General features: G+C 61.2%; 26 protein-coding genes and 2 tRNA genes. 16 read left to right on the top strand and 12 right to left on the bottom strand.

All coding sequences use genetic code 11. From position 1 onward, the window contains the following. Nucleotide 1: 1 nt before the first annotated feature. Entirely contained in the window at nucleotides 2-907 is a 906-nt protein-coding gene (locus tag AV059_RS16215) for a hypothetical protein (RefSeq protein WP_058996086.1), read from the bottom strand. 87 nt (nucleotides 908-994) lie between these two features. Between AV059_RS16215 and AV059_RS16210 the strand changes: the two genes are divergently transcribed. After that, nucleotides 995-1,477, top strand: coding sequence for a hypothetical protein (locus tag AV059_RS16210; protein WP_058996084.1), 483 nt, complete (start codon nucleotides 995-997; stop codon nucleotides 1,475-1,477). Nucleotides 1,478-1,564: 87 nt separating this feature from the next. Continuing rightward, nucleotides 1,565-2,071: a universal stress protein gene (locus AV059_RS16205; RefSeq protein ID WP_058996082.1), complete on the top strand. Its 507-nt coding sequence runs from the start codon at nucleotides 1,565-1,567 to the stop codon at nucleotides 2,069-2,071. Between the two features lie 16 nt (nucleotides 2,072-2,087). Here AV059_RS16205 and nth read toward each other — a convergent pair whose 3' ends face one another. Further along, on the bottom strand, nucleotides 2,088-2,771 hold the full coding sequence (nth, locus tag AV059_RS16200; protein ID WP_058996080.1) for an endonuclease III: 684 nt from the start codon (nucleotides 2,769-2,771) through the stop codon (nucleotides 2,088-2,090). A 117-nt stretch (nucleotides 2,772-2,888) separates the two neighbouring features. On the opposite strand from nth, the gene AV059_RS16195 reads away from it, so the two are divergent. After that, nucleotides 2,889-3,407 carry a GNAT family N-acetyltransferase gene (locus AV059_RS16195; RefSeq protein ID WP_058996078.1) on the top strand — a complete coding sequence of 173 codons (519 nt, stop codon included), beginning with the start codon at nucleotides 2,889-2,891 and terminating at the stop codon, nucleotides 3,405-3,407. Between the two features lie 55 nt (nucleotides 3,408-3,462). After that, nucleotides 3,463-4,002, top strand: a complete 540-nt coding sequence (locus AV059_RS16190) for a GNAT family N-acetyltransferase (protein ID WP_058996076.1) — start codon at nucleotides 3,463-3,465, stop codon at nucleotides 4,000-4,002. Here the strand turns inward: AV059_RS16190 and AV059_RS16185 are convergent, their stop codons facing one another. Continuing rightward, entirely contained in the window at nucleotides 4,003-4,458 is a 456-nt protein-coding gene (locus AV059_RS16185) for a peroxiredoxin family protein (protein WP_058996075.1), read from the bottom strand. Between the two features lie 203 nt (nucleotides 4,459-4,661). On the opposite strand from AV059_RS16185, the gene AV059_RS16180 reads away from it, so the two are divergent. Continuing rightward, nucleotides 4,662-4,961 (top strand): PRC-barrel domain-containing protein, encoded by a 300-nt coding sequence (locus AV059_RS16180; RefSeq protein ID WP_058997649.1) that lies wholly within the window; start codon nucleotides 4,662-4,664, stop codon nucleotides 4,959-4,961. Here AV059_RS16180 and AV059_RS16175 read toward each other — a convergent pair. After that, complete coding sequence (locus tag AV059_RS16175; protein WP_058996073.1) at nucleotides 4,958-6,424, bottom strand: DHH family phosphoesterase; 1,467 nt, start codon at nucleotides 6,422-6,424, stop codon at nucleotides 4,958-4,960. The two genes, AV059_RS16180 and AV059_RS16175, sit on opposite strands and share 4 nt — an antisense overlap. 253 nt (nucleotides 6,425-6,677) lie before the next feature. Here AV059_RS16175 and AV059_RS16170 point away from each other — a divergent pair. Next, nucleotides 6,678-6,751: transfer RNA gene (locus AV059_RS16170), tRNA-Lys, on the top strand. A 244-nt stretch (nucleotides 6,752-6,995) separates the two neighbouring features. Here AV059_RS16170 and AV059_RS16165 read toward each other — a convergent pair. After that, nucleotides 6,996-7,436 (bottom strand): GNAT family N-acetyltransferase, encoded by a 441-nt coding sequence (locus tag AV059_RS16165; RefSeq protein ID WP_058996071.1) that lies wholly within the window; start codon nucleotides 7,434-7,436, stop codon nucleotides 6,996-6,998. 87 nt (nucleotides 7,437-7,523) lie between these two features. Between AV059_RS16165 and AV059_RS16160 the strand changes: the two genes are divergently transcribed. Next, the gene (locus tag AV059_RS16160) at nucleotides 7,524-7,748 is read left to right on the top strand and encodes a hypothetical protein (protein ID WP_058997647.1); all 225 of its coding nucleotides are present in this window, start codon (nucleotides 7,524-7,526) and stop codon (nucleotides 7,746-7,748) included. A gap of 202 nt (nucleotides 7,749-7,950) precedes the next feature. On the opposite strand, the gene guaB is transcribed toward AV059_RS16160, so the two are convergent. Then, nucleotides 7,951-9,435, bottom strand: coding sequence for an IMP dehydrogenase (guaB, locus tag AV059_RS16155; protein WP_058996069.1), 1,485 nt, complete (start codon nucleotides 9,433-9,435; stop codon nucleotides 7,951-7,953). Nucleotides 9,436-9,848: 413 nt separating this feature from the next. Between guaB and AV059_RS16150 the strand changes: the two genes are divergently transcribed. The 6 genes from AV059_RS16150 to AV059_RS16125 all read left to right on the top strand — a co-directional run bounded on the left by AV059_RS16150 (nucleotide 9,849) and on the right by AV059_RS16125 (nucleotide 12,887). Beyond that, complete coding sequence (locus AV059_RS16150; RefSeq protein ID WP_058996067.1) at nucleotides 9,849-10,736, top strand: DUF5794 domain-containing protein; 888 nt, start codon at nucleotides 9,849-9,851, stop codon at nucleotides 10,734-10,736. A gap of 41 nt (nucleotides 10,737-10,777) precedes the next feature. After that, nucleotides 10,778-11,005, top strand: coding sequence for a DUF5795 family protein (locus tag AV059_RS16145; protein WP_050037997.1), 228 nt, complete (start codon nucleotides 10,778-10,780; stop codon nucleotides 11,003-11,005). A 54-nt stretch (nucleotides 11,006-11,059) separates the two neighbouring features. Then, nucleotides 11,060-11,240, top strand: a tRNA-Trp gene (locus AV059_RS16140). 201 nt (nucleotides 11,241-11,441) lie between these two features. Beyond that, nucleotides 11,442-12,122, top strand: a complete 681-nt coding sequence (locus AV059_RS16135; RefSeq protein ID WP_058996065.1) for a carbonic anhydrase — start codon at nucleotides 11,442-11,444, stop codon at nucleotides 12,120-12,122. A gap of 136 nt (nucleotides 12,123-12,258) precedes the next feature. Beyond that, complete coding sequence (locus AV059_RS16130) at nucleotides 12,259-12,504, top strand: AbrB/MazE/SpoVT family DNA-binding domain-containing protein (RefSeq protein ID WP_058996062.1); 246 nt, start codon at nucleotides 12,259-12,261, stop codon at nucleotides 12,502-12,504. Next, nucleotides 12,501-12,887, top strand: coding sequence for a PIN domain-containing protein (locus AV059_RS16125; RefSeq protein ID WP_058996061.1), 387 nt, complete (start codon nucleotides 12,501-12,503; stop codon nucleotides 12,885-12,887). Before AV059_RS16130 ends, AV059_RS16125 begins: the two co-directional genes overlap by 4 nt. A 192-nt stretch (nucleotides 12,888-13,079) precedes the next feature. On the opposite strand, the gene AV059_RS16120 is transcribed toward AV059_RS16125, so the two are convergent. Together AV059_RS16120 and AV059_RS16115 are read right to left on the bottom strand one after the other, a co-directional pair. Beyond that, nucleotides 13,080-13,373: a chorismate mutase gene (locus AV059_RS16120; RefSeq protein WP_004592890.1), complete on the bottom strand. Its 294-nt coding sequence runs from the start codon at nucleotides 13,371-13,373 to the stop codon at nucleotides 13,080-13,082. Continuing rightward, on the bottom strand, nucleotides 13,370-14,248 hold the full coding sequence (locus AV059_RS16115) for a shikimate kinase (protein ID WP_058996059.1): 879 nt from the start codon (nucleotides 14,246-14,248) through the stop codon (nucleotides 13,370-13,372). Before AV059_RS16115 ends, AV059_RS16120 begins: the two co-directional genes overlap by 4 nt. 141 nt (nucleotides 14,249-14,389) lie before the next feature. Between AV059_RS16115 and AV059_RS16110 the strand changes: the two genes are divergently transcribed. Further along, nucleotides 14,390-14,827 (top strand): hypothetical protein, encoded by a 438-nt coding sequence (locus AV059_RS16110; RefSeq protein ID WP_058996057.1) that lies wholly within the window; start codon nucleotides 14,390-14,392, stop codon nucleotides 14,825-14,827. Nucleotides 14,828-14,849: 22 nt separating this feature from the next. Here AV059_RS16110 and AV059_RS23020 read toward each other — a convergent pair whose 3' ends face one another. Next, the gene (locus AV059_RS23020; protein WP_255356166.1) at nucleotides 14,850-14,984 is read right to left on the bottom strand and encodes a hypothetical protein; all 135 of its coding nucleotides are present in this window, start codon (nucleotides 14,982-14,984) and stop codon (nucleotides 14,850-14,852) included. A gap of 124 nt (nucleotides 14,985-15,108) precedes the next feature. Here AV059_RS23020 and AV059_RS16105 point away from each other — a divergent pair, with 124 nt between their 5' ends. Both AV059_RS16105 and AV059_RS16100 read left to right on the top strand, forming a co-directional pair. Then, nucleotides 15,109-15,792 carry a TrkA family potassium uptake protein gene (locus AV059_RS16105; protein WP_058996055.1) on the top strand — a complete coding sequence of 228 codons (684 nt, stop codon included), beginning with the start codon at nucleotides 15,109-15,111 and terminating at the stop codon, nucleotides 15,790-15,792. Nucleotide 15,793: 1 nt separating this feature from the next. Then, a complete protein-coding gene (locus AV059_RS16100) occupies nucleotides 15,794-17,488 on the top strand; it encodes a potassium transporter TrkG (protein WP_058996053.1) in 1,695 nt (564 codons plus the stop codon). A gap of 23 nt (nucleotides 17,489-17,511) precedes the next feature. On the opposite strand, the gene AV059_RS16095 is transcribed toward AV059_RS16100, so the two are convergent. The 3 genes from AV059_RS16095 to AV059_RS16085 all read right to left on the bottom strand — a co-directional run bounded on the left by AV059_RS16095 (nucleotide 17,512) and on the right by AV059_RS16085 (nucleotide 20,110). Beyond that, the gene (locus tag AV059_RS16095) at nucleotides 17,512-17,868 is read right to left on the bottom strand and encodes a hypothetical protein (RefSeq protein WP_058996051.1); all 357 of its coding nucleotides are present in this window, start codon (nucleotides 17,866-17,868) and stop codon (nucleotides 17,512-17,514) included. Between the two features lie 73 nt (nucleotides 17,869-17,941). Continuing rightward, nucleotides 17,942-19,477 carry a TrkH family potassium uptake protein gene (locus tag AV059_RS16090; RefSeq protein ID WP_058996048.1) on the bottom strand — a complete coding sequence of 512 codons (1,536 nt, stop codon included), beginning with the start codon at nucleotides 19,475-19,477 and terminating at the stop codon, nucleotides 17,942-17,944. 210 nt (nucleotides 19,478-19,687) lie between these two features. Then, a complete protein-coding gene (locus tag AV059_RS16085) occupies nucleotides 19,688-20,110 on the bottom strand; it encodes a hypothetical protein (RefSeq protein ID WP_058996046.1) in 423 nt (140 codons plus the stop codon). Nucleotides 20,111-20,115: the final 5 nt, after the last annotated feature.

Below are 20,115 nucleotides of genomic sequence, written 5' to 3'. Positions count from 1 at the left end.
ATTACCCGGCTTCGTCAGTCTCGGTCGCTCCGTCTTCAGACCCCGAATTCTGTGGGTCGAGCTCCGGAACGAACTCCGGTCGTTCGCCGTCCTCGAGTCCGATAGCCCGGAGTCTGTCCCGGTACTCTTCGGCGCGGAACGTGTCCGAGAGCCTCGCGTTCGCGACGGTGAAAAAGAGGACGAGCGACACACCGATGAAGGCAGCGCCAGCTACGACCAGAAGCGCAATGCTAGTCCCCCTGTTGCCGATGACGCCAGCGGTCGCGAGCACTGCGCCCCCGAGCAGGGCAATCCCGGCCAGGAGCTGTGCCCCGGCAATCGCCTGTAACATCCAGTTGCCGAGTTCGCCGCCACCCTCGGGAACTGATTCCGGTTCGGGAAGGGGCCTATCGGGGACGTTCTCGGGCACGTCGTAGGAATCCATCGAACACAGCGCGACTGTGGGCTTCACGTCACGCATGACGGTCCCCTCGCCTTCGAGGCTTCCGTCGGGGTAGACGACCGCGTAGCCTTCGTCGGAGTACGCGAGTACGCGTGGCGGGTCCCGATGACGTTCGATGCGGGCGAACACGTCTCGGTTTGCAACGCGGTTCCGCAGGTCCCGCGTGACCCGGTCGAGGAGTTCGTCGCCGGTGATCCACGACTCCTCGTCGAAGGCAACGTCCCATTCCTCGGCGGTCATCTCGGCCATGTCCGCCGGACCGAAGTTGTCGAAGTCGTACTTCTCTTCGACCTGCTTCCGGAGTGCCTCCGTGTCGAGTTCCTCGCCCAACTCGCCGTCTTCGCCCGTCTCACCGCCGTCGCCTTCAGCCCCGTGTTCGCCGGGCTCGGTTTCGGCAGCTACCGCGTCCGCAGGGGTGTTCCCGCGCTCGTCCTCCGTGGGAGACGTCGAGTCCGGGTCGGCCATTGCTCGGGTGTACGGACCGCGATGGCTTACAAGTTCTGACCTTCTGCATCCGGCAGTCTTTAGCGAGCACTGTCCCTAGGTCGGCCCATGGTGTCGGACGGCCTCGTGGCCACAGTCGTGTTACTGTCGGTGAGCCTCAGCCTCCCCTGTTTCTTGTACGGCGCGTACTACATCATCGAGACGGAGCCAGTCACCTGGGACGTGCTGATGCATCACCTGAAGTTCGTCACGACGGGGCTGGTGTTGACCACCGTCCCGATGGTGTTCTGGATGGTCCCACGGCTCCCAGACCAGCTCGGTGGCCTGTCCGCTGTTCACGCAATGCTCGGTCTGCAGGCCTACGCGTTGCTCGCCTTCGGCGGAACGGGTATCGTCCGCATCTTCCGCGCGAAGCGGAAACACGACCTCTACAACGAGTACGACGAAGACCTGTTACTGGACGAAATCGGTGACGAGACGTTCAGCCACTGGCGCTCGCGGCTCCGTATCGGCGTGTTCGGATACGTCATCTTCTGGCTGCTGGCGTATCTGGTCGGCGTCGCTCGATATGCCCTCCGGTACGTGGTGTGAGTGCCGACAGCGGGTCTGATTCTCGGTTTCTGCGAACAGGCTATATGTTTCATTAGCCTTGCATGTCTATCTCTAGTTGTGGTTCCAATGTACGAACACATCCTCTTTCCAACCGACGGTAGTGACGGAGCAGCAGCCGCACTGGCGCATGCACGCAATCTCGCCGAAACGCACGACGCGACGTTACACATCATGACCGTCCTCGATACGTCGTCGCCGCATATCGGGATGACTGCCGCGAGCCCGGAAGGGGTAACGACCGGCATGACTGCGGAGGAGCACGACGAGTCGGAGCCAGGCATGGTCGGTGAAGAACACAATCTTGAATCGTCGCTACAGGAGCGGTCACAGGCCATCGTTGAGACAGCGGCGGACGAGGTCGATACAGTCGACACCGTCACCGCCATTGAGCGCGGTCCCCCCGATAAAGCAATCCTCGACTACGCCGACGGGAACGACATCGACCTCATCGTCATGGGGACCCACGGCCGGACGGGTATTGAACGGTATCTGCTCGGCAGCGTCACCGAAAAGGTCGTTCGCACATCCGACGTGCCAGTGCTCACTGCGCGTTTCAGTGACGAGGAAAACTGAGTCGCTCGGCGCGGGGCTACCATGCCTCGCCGCTGGCGAGGTCGACCTCGCTGTCGCCTTTCTCTGAGGGACAGATGTCCGCCAGCACGCACGCCTCGCAGTCGGCCGAGCGCGCACCACACACGGCTCGCCCGTGGTCGATGAGCAGGTGCGTAAACTGTTGCCACTCGCTTCCCGGTACCACGTCGAGCAGGTCCTGCTCGATGGCTTCCGGGCGCTCTTTTTCGGTGAGCCCCAGCCGCCGTGAGAGCCGCTGGACGTGCGTGTCGACCACGATGCCCTCGACGATGTCGTGGCCGTGCTGGAGGACGACATTCGCCGTCTTACGACCGACACCGGGGAGGTCAGTCAACGCAGACATCGTGTCCGGGACCTCGCCGTCGTGTTCTTCGGTCAGAATCTCACCGATTCCCTGGAGATAGCCGCCCTTGTTGTTGTGGAACGTAATGCCGTAGATGTCCTCAGCGAGTTGCTCCTCGGAGGCTGCAGCGTAGTCCTCGGCACCCTGGTACTTTTCGAACAGGTCTGCTGTGACCTCGTTGACTCGCTCATCGGTACACTGCGCCGAAAGGACGACGGCAATTAGCAGTTCCAGGCGGCTACTGTAGTTCAGTGAAATCGTCGAGTCGGGGTATTCCTCATGTAGCCGGTCGACGACCTCTGTTGCCTGTTCCTCACGTGACTCCAGCGGCGTTCCCATACCGCAGGGCAGTGCTGGGTTCCCTTTGGCGTGTCGTTCTTGACTGCCTGCTGATTGCATGTCACTACCACGCAAGCTGTGGCAACGCCCTTATATCAACTGTGAGTTGTTTCACGCGTGTCAGGACCAGCGTTCATCCACGGCGAACGCGTGACGCTCCACCCGCAGCAAGCAACCGATAGCGACCTGCTACAGCAGCTATTAAACGAGCCGCAGGTCCGGCATAAGATCGGCTTCAACGAACCACTTTCAGAGCCTGCCGCAGAAGACCTCAACAGCCGCGATGCCGACACGCACTTCGTCGTCTGTGTGGATGATGAGCCGGTCGGGACGTGCATGCTTCACGAAGACTACCACCCGTGGGGATTTGGTGTGCTCGGGTACTCAATCTGTCCGAACCACTGGGGCAACGGCTACGCGACCGATGCTGTGGACTGTCTCGCACAGTATGCGTTTCAGGAACTGCGACTGAACAAACTCGGTGCGGACTGCTACGCTACCAACCCGGCCTCCGCGCGTGTGCTGGAAAAAGTGGGATTCCAGCAGGAGGGACGACGGCGCGACCACGCCTTCGTCGACGGCGACTACGTCGATCTACTGGAGTATGGTCTCCTCGCTGACGAGTGGAGCCCATGACCCGCTCTGACACACCTACCGAAGCTTCTTTCAGTACCCCCTCGTCGGCTTGTGTATGCCCGGACCAGCATTCCTCCGGGGCGAAACAGTAACGCTCCGAACGGTCGAAGACGAAGATGTCGAGTTCCTGCAAGAGACGGTCAACAACCCTGATGTCAGACACGGTCTTTCGGCCACAGAGCCGATCTCCGAACAGGCAGAGCGTGAGTGGGTCGAATCTGTCGCCAGCGGCGAGACCGATGACGTGCACCTGCTCATCTGTGTCGACGGCGACGCGGTCGGTATCATCGGCCTGAACGATGTTACAGACCGGATCGGCATGGCCGAGCTCGGCTACTGGCTCACACCGGATGCGTGGGGCAACGGCTACACGACCGACGCCGCCCGAACGGTCACCGAGTACGCCTTTCAGGAGCGTCGGTTCCATCGGGTGTATGCGAAGGTCTTCGCCGGCAACGAGGGCTCCCAGCGCGTGCTTGAGAAGACGGGGTTCCAGCGAGAGGGGACGCTGCGGGACCACTGGTTCCGCGATGGCCGCTACGAAGACGTACACATCTACGGTCTGCTAGAGGACGAACTGGACCACGGTGAGTAGCTACAACTCGGCAAGGCCACGCAGAACCGTGTCGAGGGCCGGTGTGGTCCCGTCGGTGTCGTCGAACACAGTTGCCACCTGAACACGACATCGCTGGTCGACGACGAACGCCGCTCGCTGGATACTCCCGCCCTGTTTTCTGACGCCGAACTGCGTCGCGACGCCGTGGGTGTCAGCCAGCAGCGGGTAGGGAAGCGACAGCGCCGCCGCGAGCGACCGGCAGTCGTCGATATCTGCTGGGAGAACGCCAAAGACAGCCACGGCATCCGATACGCTCGCCCAGTCTGCGTCGGCCAGCGCACTGAGGACGGTCCGCGACTCGGGGTCGTCACCGGGAACGAACGCCACGACCACCGGCGCGCGGTTCGTCGCAGCCGACAACCGATAGGCACCAGCACCTCCGTCCGCGGTCCCTTGCAGGTCGAAATCCGGAGCTGGGTCGCCGGGCGAGAGCATACTGAGTGAACGGGAATGCAGTGTAAAAGTCCCGCGGCCTGAACAAACGACTGGTATCCGTGTGGCGACAGTGCTACTGGGAAGACAGAATCCGCCCGACAATCGGTTTTGGAAGTGCTGCGTGGTATTGAGCCCCCGCACCGCAGACGTTTCAGTCGCAAAGAAGCTTTATAAGCCGTCCGACCAACCACCGTCGTATGGGAATGGAGAATCTACCACAAGAGATTACAGCCCTCGTGGGTCGCGAGGTGTATTCGAAAAACGGCGTGTTCGTCGGCGAAGTCGAAGACCTTCGGCTGGAACTTGATCGCAAGGAAGTGACAGGGCTGGCACTCCACCAGCTCAACACGGAGCTGTTCGACGAAGAAGTGAACACAGCCCGGGGCGTCATCATTCCGTACCGGTGGGTCCAGGCTGTTGGCGATGTCGTCATCGTCAGTGATATCGTCGAACGGCTTCGCCAGCCCGAGGCCGGCGACGAAGAAGAAGAAGTCCCCGCCTAGTTTCCGTTCGAACTCTCGCTACTGGAACTGTCGACACCCATTGCTTCGAACAGTTTCCGCTTAACTGCTTCCTCAGTGAGTTCCAGCAGTGTATCTCTGTTGTCATCGCTCGTATCTAGACCGGTAAAGATGCCAAGCGGTATCTCGACGCTGGCATCGGTGGAGTGGCCCGCTGTCTCGCCCATCCCGCCGAACGCGTCTGATAGTACCTTGCCGATGTTCATCCGGATATCCTTGGACCGAGCGGCGAGATAGATTGTATCATCGGCAATAGCGAACACCGCTGTGGTCGTGATGCCCTCCAGGTTGAGGAGGTGCTGGGCCGCCTGTGCCAGCGCATCGCGGTCCCGAATGAACCCGGCGTTGGAGACGAGGTGGCTCCCCTGAACCTCGCGGTTCCGGATTGCCTCGGCGAGCACGTCAAGCGTTTCCGGACTCATCGACGGCGATTCGACCTGCTCGAGCGTGTCGTGGTCGGCGAAGGGATACAGATACGCCGCGGCGGTCAGGTCTGCCGGCGTCGTGTCCCGTTTGAAATCCAGCGTCTCGGCACGGATGCCGTACAGCAGCGCCGTGGCGACGCTCTGGTCGAGATTGAGATCGAGTTCCTGAATGTACTTCGTTAGAATCGTCGACGTGGCCGAGATGTTGGGCCGGATATCGGAGAAGGCGGCGTCGTGCTCCAGTTCGTGCTCGTGCTCGTAGTGGTCGACGACGATATCGACCGATTCGACAGCCGGTTCACCACCTTTGGCAACGTCCACCAGCGCGAACGTGTCGTACTCATCGAGGTTGACATCCTCGTTCGAGGTCAGTTCGATACCGAGGAGATTGACGAACGCGCGGTTCTCCTGATGCCCGATCTCGCCCTCGTAGATGATGTCAGCGTCCACATCGCGGCTTGCGGCGATGGCCCGTAGCGCCGCCGCCGAGGCGATGGAGTCCGGGTCCGGTGACCGGTGGATAAGTATCGCCATGCGTTCCTCGGTCCCGTCGATGACGTCCCCAAGCTGCGAGGCCTTGTACTCCAGTTCACCCGTCTCCAGCGCTCGTAGCGCCGAATCGGCGATGACTGCGGAGGGATTGATGACCACGTCCGCACCGAGTTCCGTGAGGTCGTCGGCAGACACCGGGTCATCAGCGCGAGCGATGATGAACTGCTCGCCGCCGGACTCGCGGATATTCTGCACCGCTTCGGCGTTGGCGTTCACGTCCGGAGACATGATGAGAACCACGTCGCGGTCGGCAACCGTCTGGGCAACGTCAGTCTCGCAGATGTCTGCCTGCTGTGCGTTGAGGTCCTGATCGCGGAGCGCCTCGACTCGCCCCTCGTCTGCGTCGAGGATGAGTACGTCTTTCCCCTCCTCGACGAGTTCTTCCGCCACGGCGTGGCCAACACTCCCACACCCGAGGATGGCGTAGGTCGACATAGAGGCCATCGTGATGCCGCTGGCTGTACTCATTAGTGTCTGTATCGCTTGGCGTCAAGCCTCTTTAATGCCAGCTATTTCACCAACAACTGGGAACGGTCTCCTGAAAGATCGGGTCGAGAGGCTGTCAAACGTCGCCCAGCTCGGACACAGTCGCACCAAACGACACCGATGATAGCCAATCGCCGCTAGCCGACTGGTGTGTGCAAGAAACGTGGGACCAACCGACATGAGGCGTTCGAATGAAAACCTATTTTACCGGGCCGTCCAGAGAATTGAGTGCACTGGGCCGGTAGCTCAGTCTGGCAGAGCGACGGCCTCTTAAGCCGTCGGTCGAGGGTTCAAATCCCTTCCGGCCCGTTTTCCTGCGAACGACAGTGAGCAGTGAACATATTCGAAGGATTTGAATCAGGGAGGTCGCGCGGAGCGAAGCGAGCACGTCCGATCGTGGTTCAAATCCCTTCCGGCCCGCTACTTACTATGGCTCGCAAATCCGCGAGCTACGGGTGTAGGAGGAGACAGTTGAACCAGAGAGGGCGCGAAGCACGAAGCGAACACGCCCGACCGTGGTTTGACTCTCTTCCGATCCGTTGGGCAGGCCAGTTCAGCCGTCCAGTCGCTTTCGCATCTTGACGTGTGGGATGCCTGCTTCCTCGAATTCGTCGCTAACCGTCTCATAGCCGAGCTGCTGGTAAAATGGTTCAACGTGGGTCTGTGCGTGGAGTTTGAGTTCGGTTGCGCCGTCGTCCCGAGCGGCGTCTTCGACGGCCCGCATCAGCGCTGCGCCGACGCCATCGCCCCGATAGGGCTCGCGGACCGCAACTCGCTCAACCTTGCCGACCATAGGCTCGGGGAACCGGAGCCGAGCAGTCCCGACGGGATGCTCGTCTTCACGGGCCAGAAACTGAACGGCCTCCGAGTCGTTTCCGTCGAGTTCCTCATCCTCGGAGACGCCCTGTTCCTCGACGAACACCGCTGTTCGGACGGCTGTTGCCGCATCTTCGAACGCATCCCAGGTGCCGACACTGATTTCCAAGTCGCTCATGATCGCCGCTTCGAGCGGGTCCCCTGTATGTGCTGTTACTGGGAATCGCCGAAACCATCAACACAGATGCGGGTGAAGCGAGCACGTATGACGTACGACTACGCTCGCGACCACGAGCACGAACTGTCGGCGGAGTATCTGTACGCCTCTGACGCGGAGGTTCTGGGAATCTACGACTCTGATGACTCTCTACAGGTCGACGTGGCCGTCATCTGTCCCGAATGCAGCGAGACACTTCGCTTGGAGGCGACCGTCGACAAAGTCACGTCGTCCGGAACGGAACTGCCGCTGGACGAAGACTACTACGACTGACTAGCGTATCCGCAATAATTTTTTCCGCGGCGCGAGTACGGCCGTCCGCTATGTCCGACTTCGACACGTTCGAGTGTGCGAGCTGTGGTGCGTCGTTCAAAGCGTATCCCGACGCAAATGCGGCACAGAAAGAAGCGTGTAGTCCGGCCTGCGAAACCGCGTTATAATCGGCTTCGACTTTCTGTTCCGCTGGTCGACAGCGTTAGTTGTCGGGGCTGTAGTTGGGTGCTTCGTCCGTAATCATCACGTCGTGTGGGTGGCTCTCCTGCTGTCCCGCGGCAGAGACCCGAACGAACTCGGCGCGTTGCTTGAACTCTGGAATCGTCTCGGCTCCGACGTAGCCCATCCCGGACTGCATCCCGCCGACGAGCTGGTGGAGTTCGGAGGCCAGCGAACCCTTGTACGGCGTCGCGGCTTCGACGCCTTCGGGGACGAACTCCTCGCCCTCTTCGTCGTCCTTGAGGTAGCGTTCGCCGCCGCCCTCGTTCATCGCGCCGACGCTACCCATGCCGCGGTACTGCTTGTACTTCTTGCCGTTCATCGTGATGACGCGGCCCGGGGCCTCATCGGTTCCGGCGAAGTAGGAACCGAGCATCACCGCGTCAGCGCCTGCGGCGATGGCCTTGATAGCGTCGCCGGAGTACCGGATACCGCCGTCGGCGATGACCGGCACGTCGTGCTGGCTCGCCACGTCGGCGACCTGCGCAACGGCGGTGATCTGTGGCATCCCCGAACCGGTGACCACACGAGTCGTACAGATGGAGCCGGGGCCGATACCCACTTTGACGCCGTCGGCGAAGTCGACGACGGCCTCAGCGGCTTCCCGGGTTCCGATGTTGCCGACGACCACGTCGGCGTCTACTTCGGCCTTGATCTCGCGGGCGCTCTCGATGACGTTCGCGTTGTGGGCGTGCGCACAGTCGATGAACAGGATGTCAGCGCCGGCCTCGTCGGCGACCTGTGCTCGGTCCATCTCGAAGGGGCCGACGGCGGCACCACAGCGGAGCGAGCCGTCGTCCGCGCGGGCGGCCTGGTCGTACTCGCGACGCTGGAGGATGCCCTGCATCGTGACCAGTCCGACGAGTCGGTTCTCGCCGTCGACAATAGGGACGCGCTCGATTTTGTGGTCGTACATCAGTTCTAGCGCTTCACGCGGGGTCACGTCCTCGGGTGCGGTGACGACCTCGTCAGTCATCGCATCTGTGACGGCGTCGTCCTCACCGACCTCCAGATACGGGCGGATGTCCGTCCCGGAGATGATGCCCAGCACTTCGCCACTGTCGTCGTCGACGACCGGCGCGCCCGAAACGCCCTCGTGTTCCATCATCTCGTCGACCTCGCGGACGGTCTGGTTCGGGCTGGCCGTCACGACATCGCGGATAATGAGTTCGTCGGCGCGTTTGACCCGCTCGATTTCGGTCGCCATCTGATCGGCGTTCATGTTGCGGTGGAGGACGCCGATACCGCCCTGTCGCGCCATCGCGATTGCCATGTCGCTCTCGGTGACGGTGTCCATCGCCGCGGAGACAACGGGGACGGTCAGTTCAACCGACTTCGAGACCCGCGTTGTGGTATCTGCCTCGTCTGGTTCGACGCGAGACTCCTTGGGTCTGAGGAGTACGTCGTCGAACGTCAGCGCCTCCGGCACTCGGAGCTTCTCTGAGAAAGGCTCGGAATCGTTCGCCATGTAAATCGTCCACGACGGCCCGGCAAAAACGTTGCGAGACTCAGCGCTACGTGGGGTTCGATGCCACACGTCTCTCTGGCACCCCGTTCCAGAAATCCGCCATCGATCTCTCATTTTTCATTCCCTGGTCCCGAAGGTGAGACATTCGTCCACAAACAGCGAGGCATTCCGGAGAAACGGTGGCGTATGTGCGCAGTTCTCACGCAACGGTTATGTGCGAATGAAGGATAATTAAAAACATGCGACTCACCGAACCCGCACGGAACGGTACTGCCCGCCAGATGACGTCCACAGCGTCGGGCAACACAACGTTCACGTGGTTCGGTAAGAAATTCTGGCAACTCTGTCGTGTTCGTCAGGACCGAGTGAGAACCTCCCAACGAGAGTTGGGTTACGCTCGACCGTAACACGACATGAGTAGCTCCAGACACCCGATTGCACTCGACATCGAGCAGCAGGTCGGCCGCGGTGGCCGGCTGCTGGCGACCGTCATGGGCCTGCCGCTCGTTGACGGCATTTTCCCGGTGCTCGTCCTCGCGGGAGCACTCTCGACCTGGATGGGCGTCCTCGAAGTCGGCTTGCTCGTCTTCGGCGGGTCGGCCACTGTCGCCGTCGTGTTAGCCGAACTCGAAGGCGGTCCCCGGCAGCAGGCGCGTTCGGTACTCATCATCGGAGCCGTGTTGATGCCGATCGCGCTCGTCGAAGCGGCCCTTGCCCCGACGATCGCGGGGATCGTCAAACTGGGGACCCTCGAACGCTTCGCCGGCCTCGTCATCCTCGCCATCGCCGCACAGACCGCGAGCGCACGTATCGGCGAATACCTGCCGCGGCCGGCCGTCATCGTCGGACTCGGCCTGCTGGCGAGTCTGGACCCCGCCGGCGCGACGCTGGTCACCGCCATCGAACCCGGCGTCTTGCTCCGCGCGGCCGCCACCACCGGCGTCGGTATTGGCTTCGCCCTCGCCGTCGCGCTGGCCAGTCCGTGGCTCCGCAACGCCGTCGACATCGACCGGTTCCGCTTCGGTAGCGCCGTCGCGCTCGGCGTGCTCGCCCTCTCTGTCCTCGGCGTGATGCCGACCGACGCGCCGGTGGCGCTGGCCGTGCTCGCCGTCACGGCGCTGCTGTCGTTCGACCCGGAGAACGCCCGCACGCGTCACACGGAATACCGGCCGGACGCAGTTGACCTCACCGCCGCCTTCGCCGACGGCGGCGCGTCCCAGGGCGTCGCCGCCGACGAGCAGACCGACGAAGGGGCCGCTGTCGAGTACGAGCCTGACCAAGAGCGCGCCCCGTGGCTGTGACGAGGGAGAACTTTTAGGCCTCTCAGGCTCGGCTGTCCGGTATGAGCGACAATCGCGTGGTCCAGGGTCGGATGCAGACCCCCGAGAGCCTGGCCGAACTCATCGAAGGTGAGGATGTTATGGACGCAGAGCCTATCGAAGACGCCGATGACGACTGCCCGGAATGCGGCGAAAACGTCATTTCCGTGGGATATATGCCCTCTGCGCTGGAATTCGTTACTGGATACAAGTGCCAAGAGTGCGACTGGTCGGACACCGACCGCGACTGAGCGCCGTCTGCCAATCGAAATCCCTTTAATGCGAGTCGGCTTACGCCGGAGTGCGGGGTCGTGGCCTAGTCCGGGAAGGCGGCTGACTCCAGAGGCCACGCGCCTGGGACGACACTTCGAGGGCTGATATACTGAGCGGCCGGCTGATCACCGGTCCGCGACGATGACCCTCTGGAGTTCCGAGGCGCAGGACGGAGATATCAGCCGATCGGGGGTTCAAATCCCTCCGACCCCATACTGTTACCCTTCCAGACCTGTCTATTCATTGACTTTCGCGTAGTATTACAGCTAAATAATCTATATCTGTCTTCAAAAACCCGCTCTCAGCGAAGCCAACGCATTCCGGAATCATAGATTCTCGTAATCAGTTCCAAGTTGGGACGCCAACACTGCCTAAGTCCAATGAGTTTACTGCATGGCGGCTATCTGCCCACCCATGAGTCAGTTATTACGTGATTTACTTGCCGGAAACGCCGACCACGCGGCGGAGTTCCGGGATCGGTTCGACAGCGTTCAGAACTCTCAAAGGCCAGATGCTGTCACGGTCTGTTGCTCCGATTCGCGGGTACTTCAGGACCATATGTGGGGTAATAGCGAACCGGGGCATCTCTTTACTTGCAGCAACATCGGGAACCGAGTCATCCAGCGGACCGCATCTGGCGAGGCGGTGTCCGGTGACGTACTGTACCCGATCGAGCATACGATGACCGAAACTGTCGTCGTCGTCGGCCACACCGGTTGTGGAGCGGTGACCGCGACGTACGACGACCTGACGGATGGCCTTGACGAACCGGCAGGCATTGACCACTGTCTCAGCGTTCTCAGGCCCCATCTCGAGCCTGCACTGGAACATCTCCCTGAGGATATTGAACGGGCAGCAGCCGTCAACCGACTCGTTGAGTACAACGTCGACAGGCAAGTCGAGTTTCTTCGAGATAGTGACGATGTTCCCGCCGCTGTCGACGTGTTCGGCGTCGTCTACGACTTTCAAGACGTGTACGGGGGGCAACGGGGTGAGGTCCACGTCATCAACGTCGACGGCGAAACCGATGTCGGCGCGCTCCGGGCGGCCCATCCCGACATCGACTCACGGATCAACCGCCTCTGGGAGTACTAGTCCGGCTACCGGCTTTCGCGCTGTTCGACCGTATTCAGTTCGATAATAGTCTCCGCCACTATTAAAAGGGTTTTATCGAACCATTAGGATTTCACTGATGGTAACACTCTTTGTCTGTGGTAACTAAGTCCATTCTATGTCAACAGAGACGGATGCACAGGGACGGCTGTATATCCCAAAAGAGGTGCGCGAAAAGTACGGCCAGAAGTATCACATTGTCATGTACGAGGACAGAATCGAACTGATCCCCGTCGCAGACGATCCACTCACCGCTGTCCGTGAGGCGGCAGGTGAGCTTCACGATGCATCCGTCCAGGAGATTCAAGGTGATATCGAGGCGGAGGCGAAAGACGTAGCTGAGGAGGCCGGCGGCGATAGATGACGGTGTATGTCGAGACAGATTTCCTGCTCGCACTGGCAAAGGATACCGATTGGCTACAGAGCTCCGCAGAGGACGCCCTCGTCGAGTACGATGTCGAAACGTCACCGTTCTCGTACCTCGAACTCCTTCTCGCTCGGGAACGTTACGAGTTCGACTACGTTCCGCTGGTAGCAAACCTGCTCGAACTCGTCCCCGTACGAAACGAGGAAGAGAAACAGGTAGTTCTGAAAGCCGTTAACTACTACGACGAGGGAATGACGCCGTTCGACGCATTTCATGTAGCGACTGCGGAAACGCGAGGATTGGATGTCCTCTCCTCTGAGAAGGCCTATGGAGAAGTGGAGGTCGACCGAGTCCCACTCGAACCAACTGACGAAGAATGACTTCGGACTGAAAAGAGAGTCGCACAGTCCTGAATCATGGTTTTCACGATAGTTATGCTGACCACGGGTGCGACAGACCGGACCAACTCTTCCGGCTGCCCGTCGAGTCCAAAAGTTCGGACGGTGGAGCGAGTAACATCGCACTCAAGCCACTAATGCGCGTATAGAAGTCCTATTGAAGCCGTTCTTCTGCTACCGGCTCTCTCTTTGTTCAACCTTGTTCAGTTCGATCAGCAACCGGAAAATCGCTTTCACGAGGTTCTCGTCGACGTCGAACTGCTCCGCGTTGTCGCCGGCGCGGTCCATGACGGCCTGCTCTTGCTGTTCGTCGGTCGTCGGCAGCCCCTTCTCATCTTTGACCTGTGCGATGGTGTCAGCCACGTAGGTTCGCTGTGCGATTTTCTCGACGATCTCCCGGTCGATAGTCCGGATTTCGTCGCGCAGTTCGTCCAGCGACATGTCCTCTGGGTTCGGATTCGTGCTCATACTGTGTGTGTTCCCTCGGTTTGTGTCGTCGTCAGCCAGGTCGCCCCGGGTCGCTCGTCCCAGGCGTCCTGTACGGCTTCGAGTGCGGCCCGCTCGCCGACGGCAGTGAATGACGGTCCTGTCCCGGACAGCGAGACGCCCTCGACGTGCTGGAGCGCGTCGAGAACCGGGTCCGTCTCGAAACCCAGCGCGGCCGAGAACGCGAGGCCGTTGACCGTCATGGCCCGCTGGTAATCGCCGTCGAGCGCGAGGTCCTCGACGAGGCGGGCCATCGGCGCGATCTGCCGGCATCGCTCGACATCCGCGTCAGCACTGAATGATTGTTCCGGCGGCGTCCAGACGAGCACGTCCCAGTCGATTTCCTCGCGGGCTAGGAGCGCGTCGTCCTCGTTGTCGGTGACGGTGACGCCGCCCAGCATCGACGCCGACGCGTCGTCGAAGGCCCCGGTGACGGTGACGCCCACGTCGCGAGCGGCCATGACGCCCAGACGGGCCATGTCCTCGCGGCTCATCCGCTCGGTCGCATCAAGCGCGTCGAGCGTCGCCATGACGGTTGCGTTCGCGGCCGCACTGGAGCTTTTCAGTCCCGACGCCATCGGGACCTCGCTCTCGGTGCGGACGGTCCCGCCGGAGACCGCGGGCACGCCCACGTTCTGTGGGCCGCCGTGGGCGTCAATGACGTACTCGACACAGCGCTCGATAAGCCGTGTGTCGGCGTCCGGCGCACCGGCGACCTCGCCGGTAACACCGTCGGTCTCAGTCGAGAGCGTGACGGTCGCTGTCGTGTACTCGTCGATAGCAAACGCCGCGCCGCGGCCGGTCGCGAGCGCGTTGAGGACCGTCCCTGCTGCGGGCGCTGCTGCCTTCCCTTCCATCGACGTGTACTCTCACACGGACCTATTTACTAACTGCGATACCCCTGTAGCGGCCACATTGACCGCAGCAGCGAAGCGATCGCGTCACAGTAAGACGGACAACACTATACCGACCAGTTCGAAGGAAGCCAGCAACCGGAAATGAGCATCGGGAACGTACTTCGTGGACTCGCAGCAGGCATCGCGGTTCTGGGCTACGTCAGCCTGTTTCTGTTGTTGCAGGTCCAGGCGGCCCCAGTATCAGCGCTGGCGGGAATTGCAGTGCTCTCCACTGCTGTGCTCGTCATTGCTGGTGGCCGGCCCGCAGTTCGCCAACTTCTGGGTCGCGGGTCGTCCTCTCAGGCGGACACGTCCGGGTGGTGGCTCGCTCGCGTCGAACCCGCACTCGAAGACGTCTGGAACACGTATGCGGACCTCGTGCTAACGGTCGGCCTGTGGGGCATCAGTATCAGCTCCTTTGGCGGACTCATAACCTATCCCGGCGACGACCCGCCGTTCGGCCTCGCTATCGTCGGATTCCTGTCGATGGTCTGTGGACTCATCTCGCTCGGGTTTCTCATCGATTCGAGATACGAGTGAAATCGGGTGACTCGGGTTCCGGTCAGGCCGGGAACAGGAGGTACGGCAGAATAAACAGCAACAGGAACATGAACAGGAGGATGATGCCGTAGCCGGCGAGCGTCCCGGCGGCTGTCAGCCACGCCGGATGGTCGAACTGCTCGGTTAAGTGTGCCATACCGTGCGGTTCAATCGGCGATAGTATAGTGGTTTGGGAGCGGGACGTACCCGAACTACTGCAGTATCCTCACTGCGACTGGGAACGGTAGGCTTTCAACGATCGGTTCAGTACACTGGCAAAAATGTATATTGTCATCGTCGGTGCGGGTGATATCGGGTCGCCGTTGCTTGAGATTGCGACAGCGGGGGGGAACGAGGTCGTCGTCATCGAACGCGACAAGGAGCGGGCGGAACGTGCGTCGAGACAGTACGACTGTCTCGTTATCAACGACGACGCGACGGTGAAAGATACGCTAGAGGACGCCGGTGCGGACCGGGCCGATGCGCTCATCTCGACGACCGATCAGGACGCGACCAACATCATGGTCTGTCTGCTGGCACAGGAACTGGAAGTGCCGGACATCGTCTCCGTCGTCCACAACCCAGAACACATGAACGTGTTCCGCCAGATCGGCGTCAACACGATGCAGAACCCACAGCGGCTTATCGCCGAGTATCTCTATCGGGCCGTCAAACGGCCGTCTATCGTTGATTTCATGCGGATTGGCGACCAGGCGGAAGTGTTCGAAATAACGGTCACGCCAGGCGCGCCGATTGCGGGCAAGACGCTGCAGGAAGCCAACACGGAGGGTCTCATCGGCGGCCAGACGCTTATCGTAGCCATCGAGCGTAATGGCGATGGTGACCCAATAACGCCCCGCGGCGATACGCGTATCGAGGCGGACGACCTCCTCACGGTCTACTCGGGAGAGGGTGCGACGCCGGGGGTGACCGACATCTTCGGTCACTCCGAGGACCACAACTGATATGTCGCGACGGAACGGCGGGCTGCTCCCGACGGACCTGAAGACAATCGCCCGCGATATCGGGTCCCTCCTGCTGATGGAGGCTGGGCTGATGACGATTACGGCCGTGATTGCGCTGGGCTTTCGGGAGTTCTACGCCGCGTTCGGGTTCTTCACTGCGGCCGGGGTGACCGCCGCTGTCGGTGGCCTCGCAAACCGGGGGTTCACCGATGCTCCAGCCCCACAGATGAAACACGGCATGGTCATCGCCGCCGGCGGGTGGCTGCTGGTCGCCGCGTTCGGCTCGTTGCCGTTCCTGTTGACCGCGTGGTTCACGCCTCCTGCTGTCATGGATACGTTCGTCCCGGTCGGAACGGACACGAGTACGTGGGAGCCGATCAGGGTCGGCGGAACCACGACGCTTTCCAGTCTGGCGTACTTCCGGAATCCGCTCCATGCCTTTTTCGAGAGCATGAGCGGATGGACCGGGAGCGGCCTGACGATGGCGATTCACGAGCCTTCGCTCCCCCGCGCAGTCCAGTGGTGGCGGTCGTTCATCCAGTACGTCGGCGGCGTCGGCGTCATCGTCCTGACCGTGTCTATCCTGTCACGGCCTGGCAGCGGCAGTTACGCACTCTACCAGAGCGAGGCCCGCGAGGAAAAGATCCACCCGAGCGTCGTCTCCACCGTCCGAACGGTCTGGAAACTTGTCGCCGGCTACACGGTTCTCTCGTTCGCACTGCTGTTCGGTGCTATCCTCGCCAGCGACAGCGAGTACGCGGAGTCGCTGCCGCTGTGGGAGGTCGCCTGGCAGGCACTCAACCATGCCATGACTGGGCTCACGACCGGCGGGTTCTCGGTCACTGACAACTCGATTGCGACGTACAACTCACCGCTTGTCGAGACCGTCCTGTTGCCGATTATGATTCTCGGTGCGATTGCGTTCCCGGTCCACTACGTCGTTTTACACGACAGGCAGGTTCGCGAACTGGTGACGGACCTGCAGACCCGCTGGCTGTTCATCCTGCTTGCGCTCGGCGTCGTCGGTCTCTCAGCACAGAACGCGTGGTCCGTTCCTGCGACGACTGAGGCGTTTGCCACCCAGTCATTCCTGCCGTTTTCGGTGCCGATGCTCGACGCCGCACAGCTTGATGCGGTCCGGGACTCGACGTTCCAGTGGGTCAGCGCCCTCAGCTGTACCGGCTTCCAGTCGGCACCAATCGGTCGCTGGCTCGCCGGCGGCAAGGTGCTCGTGGCCGGTGCGATGGTGCTTGGCGGCGCTGCGGGGTCCACTGTCGGAGGCATCAAAATCATCCGGGGCTACACCATCGTTCGCGGCATCATCTGGCAATTCTCGCGAGTGTTCCTCCCGACGAACGCGGTGATTACGGCCCGTATTGGCGACCGGACGCTCGACCGTGAGTCGATGGAGCGGGAGTTCAGCGAAGCGGCCATCGTCACGCTGCTGTGGCTCATCATTCTCGTCACCAGCAGCGTTGTCCTCACCAACGTCGCGGGACCAGCGTTCGGCTACGCCGATGCCCTGTTCGAAGTCGCCAGCGCGCAGGGGAACGTCGGCCTTTCATCGGGCATCACCGGCCCGTCGATGCCCGCGCTTGCGGAGGGGATGTTCGTGTTGAATATGTGGGTCGGCCGACTTGAGATTATCCCGATACTCGTGTTCATCCGAGCCGGGCTGTACGGTCTCGACCCGTAGCTGAGCGGTCGCCCCGCTGTCTTTCACTCTTCGTCAGGGTACACCTCGCCGAGGAACATCCAGCGGACTTTCGTTCCGCCTTCGGGTCTGGTCTCCTCCTTGACGTGGTAGAGATACGGTCCGTGTGGGCAGTCATCACATTCTTCAGCACAGGTAGTCCGCTTCACCACCTCGGTGTAGCCATCGCGTTTGGTCGCGCGGAGGATTTCCTCGTTGGGGCCCGGCTCCACCGGCGATTCCGTCTCGTCGTGGAATCGCAGCAGTTCCTGCGCGTAAATAATCGTATTGCGAAGTTCGTCAGGCGTCAACTGGGGCAGTTCCGTCGCCACGTTATCCGGAACCCCCTCAGGCGGTGTCGGCTCGTTTTCATGACTAGACATACTCACATCTCTATCTGGGAGGAATATAACTGAACTGGCAGCTACAAACAGCGACAGAAGATGTCTCCCGGACTCACTCGTTCCAGAACGCACCCGTGAATAGCACGAACACGGGGATTATCTCCAGTCGACCGATCCACATCAGGAATATCATCAGCAGTTTGCTGGTTTCCGGGAAGAGTTCGTAGGTCCCGAACGGCCCCAGAAACCCGAACCCGGGACCGATATTCCCGATGGTCGCCAGGCTTGCGCTGAGGGCTTCAAAAACAGTTAGGTCGAGCCCGACACGGCCCGCATCGAGGAGGAGAAACACCGTCGCGATACCGAAGGTGAGCAGGTACAGTAGCGTGAACCCGTATATCGCGTTGATAACGTCCTCGTCGATGACCTGCCCGCCGAGCCGAACTGGTTTGACGGCGCTGGGATGGGACGTCGTGAACAGCTGGCGTCGGATACTCTTGAACACGACGAGCCATCGGACGATCTTGATACCACCACCGGTCGACCCTGCGGAGCCGCCAATAAACATCGCGAACAACAGAACTCCCTGTGCGGTGTTGCCCCACTGGGCGAAGTCGCTCGTCGCGTACCCGGTCGAGTTCAGCAACGAGGCGATCTGGAACGTGGCTTGCCGGAGCGAGTTCTCCAGCGCCCCCTGCGTGATGCCCCCGAGTTCGAGCGGCGGTGCGGACCCGGTAAACAGCAGGCCCCAGAGGATGACGGCCACGCCGGCGTTTGCGCCGAGGTACGCCTGGAGTTCACGGTCCTGGAGGAAGGCGGCATACTCGTCCTGCAACAGGAGGTAAAACAGCGCGAAGTTCATCCCAGCAATGAGCATGAACGGAATGACGGCCCACTGGACAGCCGGTGAAAAGTAGGCGATGCTCTCAGCCTGTGGCGAGAAACCACCGGTCGGCAGCGTCGTGAACCCGTGGGCAACGGCGTTGTAGGCGTCCATATTCGGTGCGTAGCCCGTGTAATGGAGGCCGAGCAGAATGAGGATATACAGAACAGTAAAACCCAGATAGAACAGCCAGAGGAGCCGTGCGGTCTCGGCTATCTTCGGCGTCAGCTTCTGGAGTTCTGGGCCGGGTGCCTCCGACTCAATCAACTGCGCCCCGTTGACGGCTGCCTCTGGAAGAATGGCGACCATCAGGACGATGATACCCATCCCACCGAGCCACTGAGTGAGCTGTCGCCACATCAGCAGCGCGTGGGAGTGGCGAGCAAACGATATTTCATCGGTAGCAGTCGCGCCAGTGGTGGTAAACCCGGACATCGACTCGAACAGTGCGTTCACAGGCTCACCGAGCGCTGATTCAGTCCCATACCCGGCAATAACGTAGGGAATCGCACCGATGACCGCGACGGCTCCCCACGAGAGCCCGACGAACAGCAGCGCTTCGCGTGGCCCGAGTTCGTGGCTGTCGCTGGCTTGCTCTATCGCTACGCCGAGCGTAATGGCGATCCCGATAGAAATCAGGAAGACAACGGTATCTTCTCCGTACAGCAGACCGATCCCGAGCGGGACCAGCATTGCGACGGCGAGATACTTGATCACAGTGCCGGTCAGGGCAACGCTCTGTCGCCAGTCGACGCGAACCGACATCACTGATCACCGACCATTACCTGACGCTCACACCCCCGATATGAAAAAGCCCCGCGTTCCAATAGCGCTGTTTCCAGCGAATTTACTCGTACACAGCGTCAGTTCGATACGGTCGCTGTTCCGTTCTGGCAGCACACCGAGCGCGTATGTAGCCGCGTCGTCCGGGGTAGACCTTGCCGTTGGAACTGCCGGAGACGCTGCAGTGGCGACTCAGGCGTGACCCTGTTCTTTCGCCCCCTCGCGGATTTTTTTCGACCGCTTGCGGACACGTGAGACGTATCGTTCGATTTTCTCCGGTTTCTCGCCGTAGAACGACGCGGCCCAGTGGACGTCGACGCCGTCCTGTGTGAGGAAGTAGGCGACAAGCGTATCACGGCCCGCCTGTATGACCGTCGGTGGCACGCCGCGGTCGCCGGTCCCGGCCTCTTGGAAGCCGTTCACATCGAAGTACACATCAGCGTATAGCGTTGCCATCTCGGGGTCATCGAACTCGACGCCCTCGTGGTCCGGAGCCTCGAACCGGTAGCGTGTGTCGCCGTCGCCAGTCGGTCGTTCGGCGATGCGTATATCGAGGATGTACTCGCGATAGGTCGAACTGTCCGTCGGTGCAACAGTGGTGTCTGGTTGTGGCATGGATA

Source organism: Haloarcula sp. CBA1127 (assembly GCF_001485575.1).
GTDB lineage: Archaea > Halobacteriota > Halobacteria > Halobacteriales > Haloarculaceae > Haloarcula.
Note: the sequence above shows the minus strand (reverse complement) of the source record. Positions and strands in the feature narration are given on the sequence as shown.